The organism is Streptomyces barkulensis, from assembly GCF_002843305.1.
GTDB lineage: Bacteria > Actinomycetota > Actinomycetes > Streptomycetales > Streptomycetaceae > Streptomyces > Streptomyces barkulensis.
On sequence record NZ_PGSG01000012.1, the window covers coordinates 1 to 16,731 of the forward strand.

At 71.7% G+C, this 16,731-nt stretch carries 15 protein-coding genes; 12 read left to right on the top strand and 3 right to left on the bottom strand.

Annotated features, from left to right (window positions below; genetic code table 11):
* Window positions 1–13: 13 nt before the first annotated feature.
* The gene (locus CUT83_RS03265; RefSeq protein ID WP_439144991.1) at window positions 14–829 is read right to left on the bottom strand and encodes a transposase family protein; all 816 of its coding nucleotides are present in this window, start codon (window positions 827–829) and stop codon (window positions 14–16) included.
* Between the two features lie 1,172 nt (window positions 830–2,001).
* Between CUT83_RS03265 and CUT83_RS03270 the strand changes: the two genes are divergently transcribed.
* The 10 genes from CUT83_RS03270 to CUT83_RS03315 all read left to right on the top strand — a co-directional run bounded on the left by CUT83_RS03270 (window position 2,002) and on the right by CUT83_RS03315 (window position 10,912).
* Window positions 2,002–2,721 (top strand): Phenylacetic acid catabolic protein, encoded by a 720-nt coding sequence (locus tag CUT83_RS03270; RefSeq protein ID WP_173915013.1) that lies wholly within the window; start codon window positions 2,002–2,004, stop codon window positions 2,719–2,721.
* A gap of 35 nt (window positions 2,722–2,756) precedes the next feature.
* Complete coding sequence (locus CUT83_RS03275; RefSeq protein WP_101254362.1) at window positions 2,757–3,878, top strand: radical SAM protein; 1,122 nt, start codon at window positions 2,757–2,759, stop codon at window positions 3,876–3,878.
* Window positions 3,879–3,989: 111 nt separating this feature from the next.
* Window positions 3,990–4,244 (top strand): acyl carrier protein, encoded by a 255-nt coding sequence (locus CUT83_RS03280; RefSeq protein ID WP_101254363.1) that lies wholly within the window; start codon window positions 3,990–3,992, stop codon window positions 4,242–4,244.
* A complete protein-coding gene (locus tag CUT83_RS03285; RefSeq protein WP_206282697.1) occupies window positions 4,241–5,491 on the top strand; it encodes a beta-ketoacyl-[acyl-carrier-protein] synthase family protein in 1,251 nt (416 codons plus the stop codon). The genes CUT83_RS03280 and CUT83_RS03285 overlap by 4 nt, the downstream gene beginning before the upstream one ends.
* Window positions 5,491–6,360 carry an enoyl-ACP reductase FabI gene (fabI, locus tag CUT83_RS03290; RefSeq protein ID WP_173915014.1) on the top strand — a complete coding sequence of 290 codons (870 nt, stop codon included), beginning with the start codon at window positions 5,491–5,493 and terminating at the stop codon, window positions 6,358–6,360. Before CUT83_RS03285 ends, fabI begins: the two co-directional genes overlap by 1 nt.
* A complete protein-coding gene (locus CUT83_RS03295) occupies window positions 6,357–7,304 on the top strand; it encodes a beta-ketoacyl-ACP synthase 3 (protein ID WP_101254365.1) in 948 nt (315 codons plus the stop codon). The genes fabI and CUT83_RS03295 overlap by 4 nt, the downstream gene beginning before the upstream one ends.
* Window positions 7,301–8,206, top strand: coding sequence for an alpha/beta hydrolase family protein (locus CUT83_RS03300; RefSeq protein WP_101254366.1), 906 nt, complete (start codon window positions 7,301–7,303; stop codon window positions 8,204–8,206). Before CUT83_RS03295 ends, CUT83_RS03300 begins: the two co-directional genes overlap by 4 nt.
* Window positions 8,207–8,337: 131 nt before the next feature.
* Window positions 8,338–8,967 carry a 4'-phosphopantetheinyl transferase family protein gene (locus CUT83_RS03305; protein ID WP_240958553.1) on the top strand — a complete coding sequence of 210 codons (630 nt, stop codon included), beginning with the start codon at window positions 8,338–8,340 and terminating at the stop codon, window positions 8,965–8,967.
* Window positions 8,964–9,389 carry a PaaI family thioesterase gene (locus CUT83_RS03310; RefSeq protein WP_101254368.1) on the top strand — a complete coding sequence of 142 codons (426 nt, stop codon included), beginning with the start codon at window positions 8,964–8,966 and terminating at the stop codon, window positions 9,387–9,389. The genes CUT83_RS03305 and CUT83_RS03310 overlap by 4 nt, the downstream gene beginning before the upstream one ends.
* Before the next feature lie 17 nt (window positions 9,390–9,406).
* Entirely contained in the window at window positions 9,407–10,912 is a 1,506-nt protein-coding gene (locus CUT83_RS03315) for a long-chain-fatty-acid--CoA ligase (protein ID WP_420882511.1), read from the top strand.
* A 130-nt stretch (window positions 10,913–11,042) separates the two neighbouring features.
* On the opposite strand, the gene CUT83_RS03320 is transcribed toward CUT83_RS03315, so the two are convergent.
* Window positions 11,043–12,056: a LacI family DNA-binding transcriptional regulator gene (locus tag CUT83_RS03320; protein WP_173915015.1), complete on the bottom strand. Its 1,014-nt coding sequence runs from the start codon at window positions 12,054–12,056 to the stop codon at window positions 11,043–11,045.
* Window positions 12,057–12,469: 413 nt separating this feature from the next.
* Between CUT83_RS03320 and CUT83_RS03325 the strand changes: the two genes are divergently transcribed.
* Window positions 12,470–13,435 (top strand): glycoside hydrolase family 6 protein, encoded by a 966-nt coding sequence (locus CUT83_RS03325; RefSeq protein WP_101254370.1) that lies wholly within the window; start codon window positions 12,470–12,472, stop codon window positions 13,433–13,435.
* A 411-nt stretch (window positions 13,436–13,846) separates the two neighbouring features.
* On the top strand, window positions 13,847–15,241 hold the full coding sequence (locus CUT83_RS03330) for a glycoside hydrolase family 10 protein (protein ID WP_101254371.1): 1,395 nt from the start codon (window positions 13,847–13,849) through the stop codon (window positions 15,239–15,241).
* A 433-nt stretch (window positions 15,242–15,674) separates the two neighbouring features.
* On the opposite strand, the gene CUT83_RS03335 is transcribed toward CUT83_RS03330, so the two are convergent.
* The gene (locus tag CUT83_RS03335) at window positions 15,675–16,493 is read right to left on the bottom strand and encodes a thioesterase family protein (RefSeq protein ID WP_101254372.1); all 819 of its coding nucleotides are present in this window, start codon (window positions 16,491–16,493) and stop codon (window positions 15,675–15,677) included.
* Window positions 16,494–16,731 lie beyond the last annotated feature (238 nt).

Consider the following 16,731-nt stretch of genomic DNA (forward strand, 5'->3'; position numbering starts at 1 on the left):
CACTGAGGTTTTCTCAACGCCTTTCGTGCCATGCATTGTTGAGGACGAGGGCGGCCTGGGCGATGGCTCCGATCCGGCTGGGGCTGACCGTCACATGCTGCAGCGTGCGCCAGCGCTGTTTGAGCTCGGCCGCCGCACGCTCGCCGATCGCGCGGATGCCGCGCAGCAGCCGGTTGTGGGCGCGGGTGTCTGCCGCCAGGGGTGAGGCGATGTCGGGATGCGGGCGGAAGGGGGTGTGCACGCCGCTGCCGGCGCCGGTGTAACCCGCGTCAGCCAGGGTCGGCAGCCCGTGGCGGGCCGCGGCGTACAGCGCCGGCAGCACATGGGTCCGCGCGGCGCGCAGGTCGTGCACCGAGCCGGGCTCGATGTCGGAGACCCACAGCAGCGAGCCGTCGGAAGCGGCGAGGAACTGCAGGTTTCCGGCGAAGCGTCGTCCCTTGCCGGAGTACCACAGGTCGTTGCCCCGCTCGGTGGTGCCGGCCACCCGGTCGCAGGCGATGAGCGTGCCGTCCAGGACCACATGGCTCAGGCCCTGCTCACGGCAGCGCTCCAGCACTTGGTGCAGGTCCGGGGCGCGCTCGGCGAGGACGTCGATGCCCTCGTGCAGATACCGGTAGCCGGTGGCCTGGGAGATCCCGGCGTCGCGGGCCAGGCAGTGCACGCAGGTGCGGTGGCGGAACCAGCGCAGCACCAGGACCGCCTGGCGGAACGGGCCCAGCGCCCGCGAGCCGCGCGGAGTGCCGATCTTCCGCCGGTGGGCGGCCAGCAGGCGGGCGAGGAAGGCCACCACCGGGCGGGGGATGTCGAGCATGGCAACATAGGGGACCAACGTGAAGCCTCTGGTGTCGCAGGACGATCTTGTGAGAGAGAACCGTCCTACCAGGGGCTTTACGTCTGCCCGCCACCGGGGCAGGGCTGCCCGAATCGTCCGGACACCAGAGCCTCATCCGGCTTCGCGTAGATCATTTCGCTGAGAAAACCTCACTGTGGAATTCCGTCGGCGGGAACCCGGCGGATCGTGAATCCGGAGTCCCGGCCTCCTGCCGGGAACACACGGGCTGTCGTCGGCACCGCACAGCGGATTCCGGCCATGTTCCCGAAGCGCTGCGAGGGAAAGATTTCGGCCCCTGCTCCCGCGCCGGCTGATTCCGAATCTTGTGGCGCGGCTTCTTTCGAAGCTTTTCCGTGCAAACCCCGGACATTCGGTTCCGGTGAGCGAACAAGTCGCCTGTCCTGTTTTCCCCCTTCTCGTTTTATGGCGCGAATTCGAGAACTCCCTGCATGTGGATAGAAATGGAACTGCTAATTCCGGGAAGCGTTCCGTGCGGCGCTCGCTGTGCCTTGCCCCACGCTCCGGAAGCGTGTTTAACTGATCCACGAGATCGCGGCCGCCTATGGCGTCGGCCGGCCTTTCTTCCGCTCGGTCACCTTCGCTGAAACCCTGCCTGTGTGCTGCCATGAGCGGCACTCGAGGAGACGCGTATGCGCTTTGCGACGCATAGCTCGGTCGGCCGCACAACGAATTCCATGACCAAGAGCCACACAGAACTGCCGCTCGAGTGGTTCCTCCGGGCGACATCACCCGGAAACCGATTTCCCGGCCACGAACTCGGGGCAGACCTCGGCCCGCGTTCCCGGGCGCCCGCCGGCCCCTGAGCCGCGCAAACGCACGACCGGACCGGCACCCGGACGGACGGGTCCCCCGTACCCGGTACCGGACGCGGACGGCAAGGGAGCCGGAGATGACCAGTCCGTCCGACGGCCCCGACGGCGGCTCTGGGGCCCCGCTGGAGAACGCGGACCACCGTTCGCCCCGGCCGGGACCGGCCGGGACCGGCCGGTAGCCCGTGAGGCCGGAAGGCGGTTCTCCGCCCGTCCTGTCGGATCTCCCGCACCGAGCACACCGACGTCCACTGGAGGGATAGGAGCCCGCGCAACCACGCGACCCGTCAGCCGTCCACTGGTTCCCCGAAACGAAACCGACTGAGTGAGGTACAGGTCATGAGTGTGTCCATTCCGACGGATGAGGAAGTCGTCGTCCGGACCCCGGAGGAATTCCTGGCGATGCCGGAGGAGTACCGGGAGATCTGCCTCCGGCAGATGATGGTCAACACCGAGGGAGAGCTCTCCGGAGGCGACGACTACATACAGGTCTTCCTGCCGCTGGCGCCCAGCGCCGAAGAGCGTCAGGTCTGCGCCGAGCGCGCGGTCGAGGAGTACGACCACTACAAGATCGGCAAGCGGGTGCTGGCCGGTGTCGGTGTGGACACCGGCTACATGGAGAAGCAGACGCTCGCCGAGCGGACCCTGTTCGCCGACCAGACGCTGCACACCTGCACCACATGGGCCGAGCGCGGCATCTTCTCGTACATCGGGGAAGAGACCGCGATGGTGATGATCTCCGAGTTCGCCCACAGCAGCTACAAGCCCTGGGCCGAGGCGGTGCGCACCATCATCCAGGACGAGAAGATCCACATCGCCCATGGCGCCCGGGTGTGCCGCAACTTCGCGGAGACCGAGGAGGGCCGCTACGAACTGCAGCAGGCTCTGGACCGGCTCTGGCCGACCTTCGTGAAGATCTTCGGCAGCCCCCGGTCGGAACGGGCCCGGCTCGCCGTGCGCTTCGGGCTGCGCAGGACCACCAACGGCGAGGCGTGCGATGTGTGGCGCGCGAAGGTCACCCCCCGGATCGAGCGCCTGGGACTGCGCGTTCCCGAGTGACAGGCAGCCGCCCCTACACCGAGGAGCTTCGTCAGATGGCAATACCCGTCACGATCGCGCAGCGCCCGCTGAGCCGCAGAGAGGCCAAGGAACGCACCGCGGCCCTCCTCCAGGACCGGCCCGACCTGGCCGAGCGGCTGCACCGACTGCGCCGCCAGGGACGCGCCGTCCGCTCCTGCGAGGTGCATCTCACCAACGCCTGCAACATCCGCTGCAAGGGCTGCTGGTACTTCGAGGGCGGTTTCGACTCCGCGGTGAGCGAGGAACGCGACCTCGCCAAGATCCGCGCCTTCACCCGCCGACTGCGCGAGGACGGGGTGAACCAGGCCACGCTGATCGGCGGCGAGCCGACGCTCGTCCCGCAGCGCGTCGAGGTGTTCGTCGAGGAACTGCCCTACATCACCATCTCCACCAACGGCCTGCGTCCCATGCCCCTGCAAGGCTTCGAGAGGATCGCCATCGCCGTCAGCATCTTCGGCGGCGGTCCGCTCGACGACGATCTGCGCGCCATCCGCGTCAACGGATCGAAGTTCACCGGCCTCTTCGACACGGCGCTCTCCCACTACCGGGACGACCCGCGGGTGATGTTCATCTTCGCGCTCTCGGAGTCCGGCCTGGACCACATCGAGCCCACGGTCCGGAAGATCGCCGACAACGGCAACATCGTCACCTTCAACTTCTACAGCGAGCACGGATCGGACAACCCGATCCGGATCGAGAACGAGAAGCGCGTCCTCGACGAGGCCCTCCGGGTCAAGGAGCTCCACCCGGAGACCGTCGTCAGCCACCCCTACTTCATCCGGACGCTGATCACCGGTACCACCCACTGGGGCGGGCGGTTCGGCTACGACGTCTGCCCCAGCCTCAGCGTGGACCACCCGGACCACGCCGAGCGGGTGGTCAACGGCAACCCGGTCATCCCGGGCTTCAACGCCTGGGGCGCCGACTACGAGTCGCTCCAGTTCTGCTGCACCTCGGGCGACTGCAACGGCTGCCGGGACAGCCAGGCCGTCTACAGCTGGCTCGTGGTCAGCGCCAACCGCTTCCTCGACAGCGCGGAGCGACTCGAGGAGTGGCTGGACATCGCCGAGAGCTACTGGCGGCAGTGGTACTGGTCCCCCTTCCACGCGAGCAGGGCCGACACGGTCGGTGCCTGACCGACCGGAAGCGCCCGAGCTTTCCGGAAACCGTCGGAAACCGCCGGAGGCCGGCCTTCACCGGCCGGCCCCCGGCGGCCCCTTCCTCCCACACCGCACCCGAGGAGAAGCATGTCCCTCACGCTCGACCGCAAGGCCATCGAGACCTTCGTCGCGGACGCACTGGTGGACCTCGGGGTCGACCGGTCCGACATTGCCACCGACGCCTCGCTCGACGATCTGGAGATCGACTCCCTGGACATGGTGGAACTGAGCCAGTCCATCAGGCGGGATTTGGACATACCCGTCAAGCCCAAGGACTTCGACGGGGTCGAGACCGTCGGGCAGGTGCTCAGGGTCTGCTGCGAGAAGGCCGGCTGCGAGTGATCGTTGGAGTGGTCACCGGCTTCGGGGCGGTGACTGCGTTCGGTGTCGGTGCCGGTCTGCTCCACGACCGCGCGGTGGCCGGAGAGAGCGGCCTGACCGACGGCGTGGGGCGGTGCGGCGACTTCACGGCCCGGGAGCATCTGTCCCGTCACGAGGCCCGTCGCACCGACCGTTTCAGCCAACTCGCGCTCGTCGCGGCCGCGGAGGCGCTGGCCCAGGCCGGCTGGCGGACGGCGGCCCCGCCGTATCCGTCCGACCGGGTGGCCTGTGTGATCGGCTGCGGCCTGGGCGGCACCACGACCCTCGGGATCCAGCAGGGCGTCCTCGAGGGGCAGGGGGAGGAGTACGTCTCACCGCTGACGGTGCCGATGGCGATGGCCAACGCCGCGGCCTCGCACCTGTCGATGCGCTACGCCCTCCACGGCGAGTCGCTGTGCGTCGCCTCGGCCTGCGCCAGTGGTGCGCAGGCCATCGGCACCGGGCTGCGGCTGCTGGCCGCCGGCGCGGCGGACGCGGTCGTGGTGGGCGGCACCGAGGCGTCCACCTCACCGTTGATCAGCGCCGCCTTCCGGGCCTCCGGCGCGCTGTCGCCCACCGGCGCGTCCGTGCCCTTCGACCGGGACCGGGACGGATTCCTCCTCGGCGAGGGGGCGGGGATCCTGGTGCTGGAGACCGCGGCCGGAGCCGCCCGGCGTGGCGCCGCCGTGCTCGGCAGCGTACTCGGCTACGGGGCGTCCTCGGACGCCCACCACGTGACCGCCCCGGAGCCCAGCGGGCGCAGCGCGGCGGCCGCCGTCACCCGCGCGCTGGCGGACGCGGAGGCGGCCCCGGGCGACATCGGCTACATCAACGCGCACGGGACCGGCACCGTCCTCAACGACCGGCTGGAGTGCGACGCGCTGCGGCTGGCGCTCGGCGACGCCCTGCCCGCCATCCCGATGTCCTCGAGCAAGGCCGGTGTGGGCCATCTGCTCGGCGCCGCCGGGGCGGTGGAGGCGATCGCCACCCTCCAGGCCCTGCGCCACGCGACCGCGCCGCCGACCGTGGGGCTGCGCCGCCCGGACGAGCGGCTCGGCCCGTTGGACCTGGTCCGCACCGCACGGCGGCTGGCTCCGCCGGTACCGGGCCGGCCACTGATCGGGCTCTCCACCTCGTTCGGGTTCGGCGGCCACAACGCGGCCCTCGTGCTGGCCTCCACACCCTCTGCACCCTCCGCTCCCTCCGTCACTACGAAAGGCCGTGGGTGATGTTGTCGTTCCACGGACAGCGCTATCTGGTCACCGGAGTCCTCAACGAGGACTCCATCGCCTGGCACACCGCCCGCCGGCTCCAGCAAGCGGGGGCGGAGGTCCTGCTGACCGGCTTCGGCCGCTCCCGCCGCATCACCGAGGCGGCGGCGGCCGGCCTCCCCACCCCGCCCGAGGTGCTGGAGCTGGACGTCACCCGCCCCGGGGACTTCACCCGGCTGGCGGAGGAACTGGACAAGCGCTGGGGCGCGGTGGACGGGGTGCTGCACGCCATCGCCTCCGCGCCCGAGGACGCCATCAGCGGCAACTTCCTGACCACCGGGCCCGAGGACGCGGCGTTCGCCTTCCGCACCGCGGCCTACTCCCTGCACTCCCTGACCACCGCGCTCACCCCGCTGCTGAGCGCCGACGGGCGCCGGGGCAGTGTGGTGGGGCTCGACTTCGACTCCTCGGCGGCCTGGCCCGGATACGACTGGATGGGCGTCGGCAAGGCCGCTCTGGGGGCCGTCTGCCGTTACCTCGCCCTGTACCTCGGGCCCGCGGGGATCCGCGTCAACCTCGTCGCGGCCGGCCCTGTGGAGACCGTGGCGGGGCGTGGTATCGGCACCTTCGACCGGATCGCGGACCGCTGGGAGGCCGAGGCGCCACTGGGCTGGGACCGCACCGACACGGAGCGACTCACCGGACCGATCCTCTTCCTGCTCTCGGACCTCGCCTCCACCGTCACCGGCGAGATCGTGCACGCCGACGGCGGGATGCACGCGGTCCACATGGGCTGGGGCGCCGTTCCCGCAGGCGGTGACGCCGCCAGGGGCGGCGGGCGGCACCCGGCGGCTCCGCACCCGGCGACCAAGGAGACCACACGATGACAGCGGCTATCGTCGGCATCGGCGCCGCGCTTCCCGAAAACGCCGTTCCCAACAGTTACTTCACCTCCCACCTCGACACCTCCGACGAGTGGATCCGCAAGCGCACCGGCATCACGGAGCGCCGTTTCCTGGCGGAGGACGGCCATCTGGCCGATCTTGCGGTGGCCGCGTCCCGGCAGGCCCTGCGCACCGCCGGACGCGCCGCCGCCGACGTACACCACATCGTGGTGGCGACGACCACCCCGGACCGGGTCACCCCGGGACTGGCCGTCGAGGTCGCCACCCGGCTCGGCATGCCGCGGGCGGCCGCGTTCGACCTTCACGCCGCCTGTGCCGGCTTCGTCTACGCACTGGACCACGCGAGCGCGCTGATCGAGTCCGGGCGGACCAAAGCAGTCCTGGTCTGCGGAGCCGAGGCGCTCACCCGCATCACCGACCGCACCGACCGCTCGACCGCCGTCCTGCTGGGCGACGGAGCGGGCGCCGTTCTGCTCGCCGACGTGGCGCGGGCTCCCGCACCCCGCTTCTCACTGGGCTCCGACGGCGAGCAGATCCCGCTTCTCTACGCCGACCGCCACGACCGGGTGCTGCGCATGGACGGTCCGGAGATCTTCGTACACGCGGTGGAGAAGATGAGCGCCGCGACCCGGCGAGTGCTCAGCCGGCAGGAGCTGGCGCCGGAGGAGATCGACCTGTTCGTCGCCCACCAGGCCAACGCCCGCATCGTGCGTGCCGTCGCGAAGGAGCTCGGTGTGCCCGCCGAGCGGGTCTTCCTCAACGTGGACCGCGTGGCCAACACTTCGTCGGCGTCCATTCCGATCGCTTTGGCCCAGGCCGGGGAGGAGGGGCTGCTGAGCGGGTCGGGGCTGCTGGGCGTGGCCGCCTTCGGGGCCGGCGTCACCTGGGGCGCCGGAGTGGTGGGCTGGCGACTGGGAGAGTCATGACACCCGCAGGAGCGGCGCGACCGCCCCGCATCCCCCTGCTCGCCCGGATCACCACCCCGGACGGTGCCCGACTGACGGTCCGTGCCCTGTCCCGGCAGGAGCCGCAGGCCCCGGTGGTCGTGCTGCTGCCGGCCATGGGCATGTCCGCACGCAACTACACCCCGCTGGTGCGCGCACTGCACGCACAGGGGCTGACCGTTGTCACCACCGACCTGCGCGGCCACGGGGAGAGCCTGCCCCGGCCGCGGCGCGGCGTCCGCTTCGGCTACCGGGAGATCGTCGAGCAGGACATCGGGGCGGTGCTGCGGGAGGTCCGGGCGGCCTTCCCCGAGGCCCCCAGGCTTCTGCTGGGACACAGCCTGGGCGGTCAACTGGGGCTGGTGCACTGCGGCGTGTTCCAGCCGCCGGTCGCCGGGATGGTGCTGGTGGCGTCGGGATCGGCCTGGTATCGGTGCTTCGGCCCGCTCGAGGGCGTACGGCGGCTGTTGCTCGGCCAGCTGTACGCGGTGGGCGCGACGGTGCTCGGCCACTGGCCGGGCGAGCGGCTGGGCTTCGCCGGCCGGGAGTCCGCGCGGCTGATCCGCGACTGGGCCCGGCAGGTGCGCACCGGCCGCTACAGGATCCGGGGCGGCTGCGCCGACTACGAGCGGATGCTGCGCACCGTACGGATGCCGGTGCTGGCGGTGGACGTCGAGGGAGACGATCTAGCGCCGCCCCGTGCGGTCGACCACCTCTGCGCCAAGACGCCGCACGCGGATGTCGTGCGCTGGAGCCTCACCCGCGCCGGCGCGTCCGGAAAGCCACTGGGTCATTTCCGCTGGATCCGCCACCACACCGGACTGGTCGAGAGGATCGCCGCATGGGCCTTCCAGGTGGCCGACGCCGACGCCGCATGCCGGTAGAACCGCCGACGAGCCCGGGGCCGGCGCGCCGCACCGCCGCGTCGGGCGCGGGTACGGGCACGGGTTCGCCGATGCTGTCCGGGCTGCTGCCGCCGTGGGCGGGATGCGCCGAAGCGCGCGGGGAGGAGTCCGTGGTCCTCTTCCCGGAAGAGGCGGACGTCGTCGCCCGTGCCCGTGCCGGGCGCCGGCGGGAGTTCGGCACCGCCCGGCTGTGCGCCCGGCGTGCGCTGGGCGCCCTGGGGCTCCCCGCCTCCCCGTTGCCGCGCGGCCCGCGGGGCGCGCCCGTCTGGCCGGAGGGGGTGGTGGGGAGCATCACCCACTGCGACGGCTACCGGGCGGCGGCGGTGGCCCGTGCCCGGGACGCGGTGGCCCTGGGCGTGGACGCCGAGCCCGACGCGCCCCTGTCCGCCCGGGCACTGGAGGCAGTGGCGTCCGGCGAAGAACGGCGACGTCTGGTGGAACACCGGCGGTGCCGCCCGGACGTCTCCTGGGATCGCCTGCTGTTCAGTGCCAAGGAGTCCGTCTACAAGGTGTGGTCCCCGCTGGCCGGCCGCTGGCTGGGCTTCGAGGACGCCGAGGTGACGTTCGAGCCGCCCGGTGAGGGACCCCGGGGCACTTTCCACGCCACGATCCCGGCGGCTCCCACCGGGATCCCCCTGCCGCGCCGGCTGCGCGGACACTGGCTGTCCCGCGACGGGCTGCTGGTCACCGCGATCGCCGTGTGCCCCCCGCCCCCCGACCGCATGGAGAGGACACCATGACCGCCGCGGACACCGTCGCCGCCGAGAACACCGATGACATCAACGCGCTGATCGGCAAGGAGTTCCCCTGGCTCGCCTCCGACCACGTGGTCGCAGCGGTGACCGAGGGCCAACTTGTCATGGAGGCCCGGTCGGAGTCCCTGGAGCGGGGTCCGGCCGAGGGCACCGTGTCCGGCCCGGCCCAGTTCCGCATGGCCGACCTGGCCGGCTACCTGCTGATCAAACACCGTTCCGGAGCGGACTGTTCGGTACGGCTGCGCACCGTGAGTCTGAGCTGCCTGGACGCACCGGCCCCCGGCGTTCTCACGGCACGGGCGACCATGCTCCGCCACAGCAAGCGCAATGCCGAGGTGCGGGTCGACATCTGCGACGCGCGGGACAACAGGATCTGCGCCGCCTCCCTCCTGTACTCCGTCCGATGATCTCGAGGAGAACTGTCATGGGCATCACGCCAGAGGAAATGCGGAGCCCGTCCGAACTCCTGTCCCGCACGGCCCTGCAACATGCGAGCCGGGCAGCCGTCCGGCTCGACGGACAGGAGCTGACCTTCGCCGAGCTCGACGACCTCAGCTCCCGCACCGCCGCGTACCTGCGCTCCCGGAATGTCACCGCGGGCGACCGAGTGGCCCTGTTCTTTCCCAACGTCCCGCTCTTCGCAGCCCTCTACTACGGCATCCTGCGTGCGGGCGCAGTCGTCGTGCCCATGAACCCCATGCTCAAGTCCCGGGAGGTGGCGCACTGTCTGGCGGACGCCGGTGCTGCCCTGCTGCTCACCTGGCACGAAGGCGCCGACGAGGCGGCGAAGGGAGCCCGTTCGGTGGGCACCCGGCATATCGCGGTGGAGCCGGCCGCGTTCGCCGAGACCCTGCGACAACACCGGCCCGGGGACTTCACCCGGGAGAGGTCGGCCTCCGACACGGCCGTCGTCCTCTACACCTCGGGCACCACCGGCAAGCCCAAGGGGGCCGAGCTCACCGGCGCCAACATCCTGCACAACGTCGCCGCGGCGGTGGACGTGCTGCGGCTGGGCCCCGAGGACGTGACGTTCGGCGGCCTGCCGCTCTTCCACTCCTTCGGGCAGGTGATGGGGCTCAACTGCGCGGTGGCGGTGGGCGCGTGCCTCACCCTGATGCCCCGCTTCGAAGCAGCCCGCGCCCTCTCGCTGATCGAGCGCGACAAGGTCACCGTCCTCCTCGGCGTGCCGACGATGTACACCCTTCTGCTCGGCGCGGCGGACCACGGCCGCCACGACGTGTCCTCGCTGCGCGTCTGCGTCTGCGGCGGCTCCCCGCTGCCGGTCGAGGTGCTGCGCGGCTTCGAGGACCTCTTCGGATGCGCGGTCCTCGAGGGTTACGGACTGTCCGAGTCCTCTCCGTTGGCCTGCATCAACCGCATCGACCGGAGGCGCGTCGCCGGCACCGTGGGTGTTCCCGTCGACGGTGTCGAGATGCGGGTCGTGGACGAGGAGGGCAAGGAGGTGCCCGTCGGAGAGGTCGGCGAGATAGTGATGCGCGGCCACAACGTCATGAAGGGCTACTGGCGCCGCCCGGAGGCCACCGCCGAGACGGTCAAGGACGGCTGGCTGCACACCGGGGACCTCGGAACCCGGGACGCCACCGGCGACTTCCGCATCGTGGACCGGCTCAAGGACGTCATCATCAGGGGCGGCTTCAACGTCTACCCCCGGGAGGTCGAAGACGTCCTGTACCGGCATCCGGCCGTCCTGGAAGCCGCGGTGGTGGGAATCGCGCACCCCACCCACGGAGAGGAGGTCGCCGCCACCGTCGTCCTCAAACCGGGTGCCGAGACGACCCCCGGACAACTGCGTGACTTCGTTCGCGAGCAGGTGGCGAGCTACAAGTACCCGCGTGTCGTCCGGATCGCCGCGTCCCTGCCCAAGGGGCCGACCGGGAAGATCCTCAAGCGGGAGATCACCGTCTCCTGACACATGGCGGCGGCGTCCGGTGGTGTGGTGGGTACGCGCGTACGGCCCTGCCCCGCAGGTCCCGGGGCGGGCGCCGCCTTCCGCCTGCTCGCCGCGGAGCCGGGGCGGAGCCGAACACCTTGGGCACCCGTCAGGCGCTGGCGCGGACGATCAGCCGGGTGGGCAGGATCAGGGGAGTGGGGTCCTGTCCGTTGACGAGGGCGACGAGCATGTGCGCCATCTTCCGCCCGAGGGCCTGTACGGGCTGGTGGACGGTGGTGAGCGGCGGGTCGGCGACCCGGGCGACGGTCAGGTCGTCGAAACCCACCACGGCGACGTCGTCGGGTACCGTCCGCCCGGCCTCGCGCAGCGTGCGCAGCGCTCCCGCACCCATGTTGTCGTTGGCGGCGAACACCCCGTCCACCTCGGGACGGTTCGCCAGCAGCGCGGCCATGGCGGCGGCGCCGCTGGGTTCGGTGAAGTCCCCCTCCTGCGGCGGGAGAGGGTCGAGGCCGGCCGCCAGCATGGCGTCCCGGTAGCCGCGGTACCGGGCGCGTCCGACCCCGGTGTCCAGCCGCCCGCAGATCGCGGCCACATGTGTCCGGCCGCGCGAGACCAGATACTCGGTCGCCTCGCGGGCCCCGCCGACGTTGTCGGCGTCCACGTACCACCGGGGAGCCGGGCCGACCGGCCGCCCTCCGAAGACGACCGGCATCGCCGTCTCCTCGGCCGTACGGATCAGTGGATCGTTCTCGCGCAGCGCCATCAGCATCACGCCGTCGGCGCCCCTGGAGCGAAGCAGTTCCTCCACCCGCCTGCGGCCCCGGTCGGAAGCGGCCAGACACAGCATCAGATGCAGGTCGGCCTCCTCCAGAGCGCCTGACGCCCCCACGATCACCTGGGCGAAGAACGGATCCGCGAAGATCGACGGATCCTCTCCCGAGACGACCAGGGCGGCCACCCCCGTCCGGCGGGTGGCCAGCGCCCGGGCGGTCGTGTCGGGCACGTAACCGAGTCGCCGGACGGCCCGCTCGACCGCCTCGCGTTTGGCGCGGCTGACATGCGGGGCGTTGTTGAGGGCGCGGGAGGCCACGGAACGGGACACACCCGCGAGTTCGGCCACCTCGTCGAGCGTCGACCGCCGACGCGCCACATCCTCTGCCATGACCCCCGAGCCTCTCCCTGCCGACCGGACGGAAGCGTCTCACCCCCGCCCGCCCGCCTGCCACCCGCCCGGTGGACGAGGAGGACGGAGAAGGGGGAGGGGCCCGGCCGCGGGACTGGAAGCGCTTCCAGAAAAACCGTATGCCTCCGCCGTGCCATCGGCGGTGATTTCCCGAGTACTTGACAGTCCAACGGAAGCAACCACACGATACCTGTCACGACGAAGACTCCGGGGACTGGGAGCGCTTCCAGTGGGAGCGCTCCCAGAGGTCTCCGCCGAGTCCTTGCGCGTGTCCTCCCCGCCGGAGAGCCCGTCGCCGGCGGGGAGGCGTACCACCGCACTTCCTTCAGCGCGTCGCACACCCGGAGCGCGGGCGCGCGACGCACCCCCCACCAGGAAACCGAGGTACCGTCATGCGCCGCAGTATCCGCGCCCTCACGGCAGCGCTCCTCGCCCTGCCGCTGGCACTCGCCGTCGCACCGTCCGCCCACGCCGCCGACCCGACCACCATGACCAACGGGTTCTACGTGGACCCCGACTCCAGCGCCAAGCGGTGGGTCGCCGCCAACCCCGGCGACGGCCGGGCGTCCGCGATCAACGCCTCCATCGCCAACACCCCGACGGCCCGCTGGTTCGGCTCGTGGAGCGGCACCATCGGCACCGCCACGGGCGCGTACGCGGGGGCGGCGGACCGCGCCGACAAACTGCCCCTGCTCGTCGCCTACAACATCTACAACCGCGACTACTGCGGCGGGCACTCCGCGGGCGGAGCCTCCTCGCCGTCCGCCTATGCGAGCTGGATCGCGCAGTTCGCCGGCGGAATCGGCAACCGCCCGGCCGTCGTGATCCTGGAGCCGGACTCGCTGGGAGACTACGGCTGCATGACGCAGGCCCAGATCGACGAGCGCGAGCGCATGCTCACCGGGGCCCTCACCGAGTTCGGCCGCCAGGCCCCCAACACCTGGGTCTACCTCGACGCCGGCAACCCGGGCTGGGCGTCCCCGGCGACCATGGCCCAGCGCCTGCACGAAGCCGGCCTCCGGCAGGCCCGCGGCTTCTCGCTCAACGTCTCCAACTACTTCACCACGGCCGAGAACACCGCCTACGGCAACGCGGTCAACAGCGAACTGAGGGCCCGCTACGGCTACACCAAGCCGTTCGTCGTGGACACCAGCCGCAACGGCAACGGCTCCAACGGCCAGTGGTGCAACCCCTCGGGCCGCCGCATCGGCACCCCCACCCAGCAGGGCGGCGGCGCCGAGATGCTGCTGTGGATCAAGGTTCCGGGCGAGTCCGACGGCAACTGCGGCGTCGGAGCCGGCTCCTCGGCCGGCCAGTTCCTCCCCGAGGTCGCCTACAAGATGATCTACGGCTACTGATCACCGAACTCCGCGCCCCCGGCCCAGGAGGAACCTCGCACGCCTTGAGGAACGCGCTCGGCGGCTCCCGGCCGTAAGGAGCGCCCCGCTCCCGCAGGGCGCCGCGGAAGGCGGAGCGGGGCAGGCGGGCTCCGCCTCGGTCGCCCGCGCCCACGCCCGTACGGCGGGCCGGTGTCCTGCCCGCCGCGCCTGCCCCATCCGGCTTCCTCGCGACCCGTACAACGCGCCCGAGGCGGCACGGGCGCCGCGGGAGGAGCCGGATGGAGCCCGCCTGTGCCCCGACACCGGCGGGCGGCACTTCCCGCCTGCGGAGAGGAACCGGAACAGGGCCGGATCAGCCCACCGGCCCACCGGCCCGCCGGTCCGGCAATACACCGAGCCCGGACGTTTTTCGAATCGGAGGACACCCCCATGCTCCGCCACCGCCCGACCCGAGGCCGCCGCACGGCCGGCCTCCTCACCACAGCGCTGGTCGCCCTGTCGGCCGGCCTGACCGCGATCACGCCCGCTCACCCGGTCCACGCCGACACCGCCACCCTGGGCGAACTGGCCGAGGCCGAGGGCCGTTACTTCGGCTCCGCCACGGACAACCCCGAACTGTCCGATACCCAGTACACGCAGATCCTGGGCAGCGAGTTCGGCCAGATCACCGTCGGCAACACCATGAAGTGGCAGTACACCGAGCCGTCCCGGGGCCGGTTCGACTACACCGCCGCCGAGGAGATAGTCGGCCTGGCCGAGTCCAACGGCCAGTCGGTGCGCGGACACACCCTGGTGTGGCACAACCAGCTGCCGGACTGGGTCAGCGACGTGCCCGCCGACGAACTTCTCGGGGTCATGCGCGACCACATCACCCACGAAGTCGACCACTTCGAAGGCCGGCTGGTCCACTGGGACGTGGTCAACGAGGCGTTCGAGGAGGACGGCAGCCGCCGGCAGTCGGTCTTCCAGCAGAAGATCGGCGACAGCTACATCGCCGAGGCCTTCAAGGCCGCCCGCGCCGCCGATCCGGACGTCAAGCTCTACTACAACGACTACAACATCGAAGGCATCGGCCCCAAGAGCGACGCCGTCTACGAGATGGTGAAGTCCTTCAAGGCCCGGGGTGTTCCCATCGACGGCGTCGGAATGCAGGCCCACCTGATCGCCGGCCAGGTCCCGGCAAGCCTTCAGCGGAACATCCAGCGCTTCGCCGACCTGGGCGTCGATGTCGCCATCACCGAACTCGACATCCGCATGACCCTGCCGCGTACCGCCGCCAAGGACGCCCAGCAGGCCACCGACTACGGCGCCGTGGTCGAGTCGTGCCTGGCGGTCTCCCGGTGCGTCGGCATCACCGTCTGGGACTACACCGACAAGTACTCCTGGGTTCCCTCCGTCTTCCCCGGCGAGGGCGCCGCTCTGCCGTGGGACGAGGACTTCGCCAAGAAGCCCGCATACCACGCCATCGCCGCCGCGCTCGGCGGAGGCGGCCCCGCCCCCGGCGGCGACTGCACCGCCACCTACCGCGTCACCAGCCAGTGGCAGGGCGGCTTCACCGCCGAGATCACCGTCGGGAACGACCACACCGCGCCGATCGACGGCTGGACCGTCACCTGGACGCTGCCCGGCGGCCAGTCCATCAGCCACCTGTGGAACGGAGACCTCACCGTCGACGGGCAGAACGTCACCGTCCGCAACGCCGGCTACAACGGCACCCTCGGCAGCAACGGAAGCACCACCTTCGGCTTCCAGGGCGAAGGGGTGGCCGGCACTCCGGCGGACGTGACCTGTACCCCCGGCCGGCCGTCCGGGACCTCGGCGTAGCCGGTCGGGGGTCGTTCGCCGGCGGCTCGCCGGGTCGGGAGGAGCCGACGGGGCGGGTGGGGCGAGTGGACCCCACGGCCGGGCCCGTGCTCCGGTTCTCGGCTCACCGCGGACGCGGTGTCCGGCGTCCGCGGTGAGCCGCTCCTGCCATCGTGGAGCCCCCATGAGCTCCAGGCCTGACGGACTCGTCATGCCGGGGCAGACGGCGTTCCGGACGCCCAGGGAGGCTTCCGGGCCCCGCGGCTGTCCGTCAGGGGCGGCCATCCGCCGCGAACGGGCCGTCTCCCCTGAGCCACCGCCGGCGGCGCGGTGCGGAATACGGCCATGGAACCTTCAGGGATTGACCAGCTGCTCCGGGAACGCAGGCAGAACCGGGACCGGGCAGGCGCCGGCGAGCTGTTCGCGGACGCTGTCGTCGTGGAGCGGCCGGTGTTCACCGGCGTTGACCGACCAGCAGCGTCTGCACCACACGACCGCAGTCGCCGGCCGTGTCGTCCAGGCGTCCCACGGCCAGCCCGGATCCGCGCGGGCTGGCGTCCGTGGCCGACCGCAGGCACAGCCACTCGCCCACCGGGTCGCGGTGCAGGGCGAGCGTGACATCGGTGTTGATGACGAGCCGGCGGTGGTGGTCCAGCTCGAAGGCGACCGCCCAGCTGCTGTCCGCCACGGTCAGCGCACGGGTGAGCGGCGTGTCCTCGCCCCCGGCCAGCAGCGGGATGAGCTGACGCGCCCAGGCCGTGCCGGGCCCCTGGGTGTCGAATCCCGTGCCCGGCTCGAAGCGCCACTCCATGGCGGCGACGTAGCCCGCCAGGTGCGCGCCGGCCATGGTGGGCTCCGGCTGGGCCCCGGGCAGGGACGGCGCGGGGGGCGACGAGCGCAGGGACGGCGTGTCCGGCGGGCTGGCGGCCATCCGCCACGCACGGGCCAGCATCACCGTCTCCCCGCCCGAGTGGATCTCCCCTTCCAGCAACTCCGCATGACGGCCCGAGCGCACGGTCCGGACGCTGACGTGGAGGTCGGCGACGGGCACCGGCCGCGGCAGTTCCACCGTCACCCGGGCGATCCGGAAGCCCGGCCGCGGCTCGTGCCGTTCCATCGCCCTTCCCAGCAGGGCCGAGGGCGGCCCGCCGTGCTGCCACTCGGGGCTCCAGGGCCCCGCGGTGGCCGGGCCGCTCGCATAGCGGCCGTGTCCCAGATCGCGGTAGAAGGCCTCCGGCAGGACGGCCGGAGCGGAGGGGTCCGCGGTGTTCACAGGGTGTGCTCCTCATCGACGACGGACTCGGGCGTGGTGCCGGCCGTGATCCGGCCGGTCTGATCTGGTCGACGCCCGCGGTGTCCCGGCCCGGTTTCCAGGCCGCGGGCCTCACTGCCTCGGGGCGACGGGGATGTCCGCCGGCCCGACTCCTCCGCCCTCTCCCCGGGGGCTGAACCAGTTCCGGTAGGACTCAGGCGCAACCCCCACCGTGCGGCCGAGGCACCGGTGCAGCGTC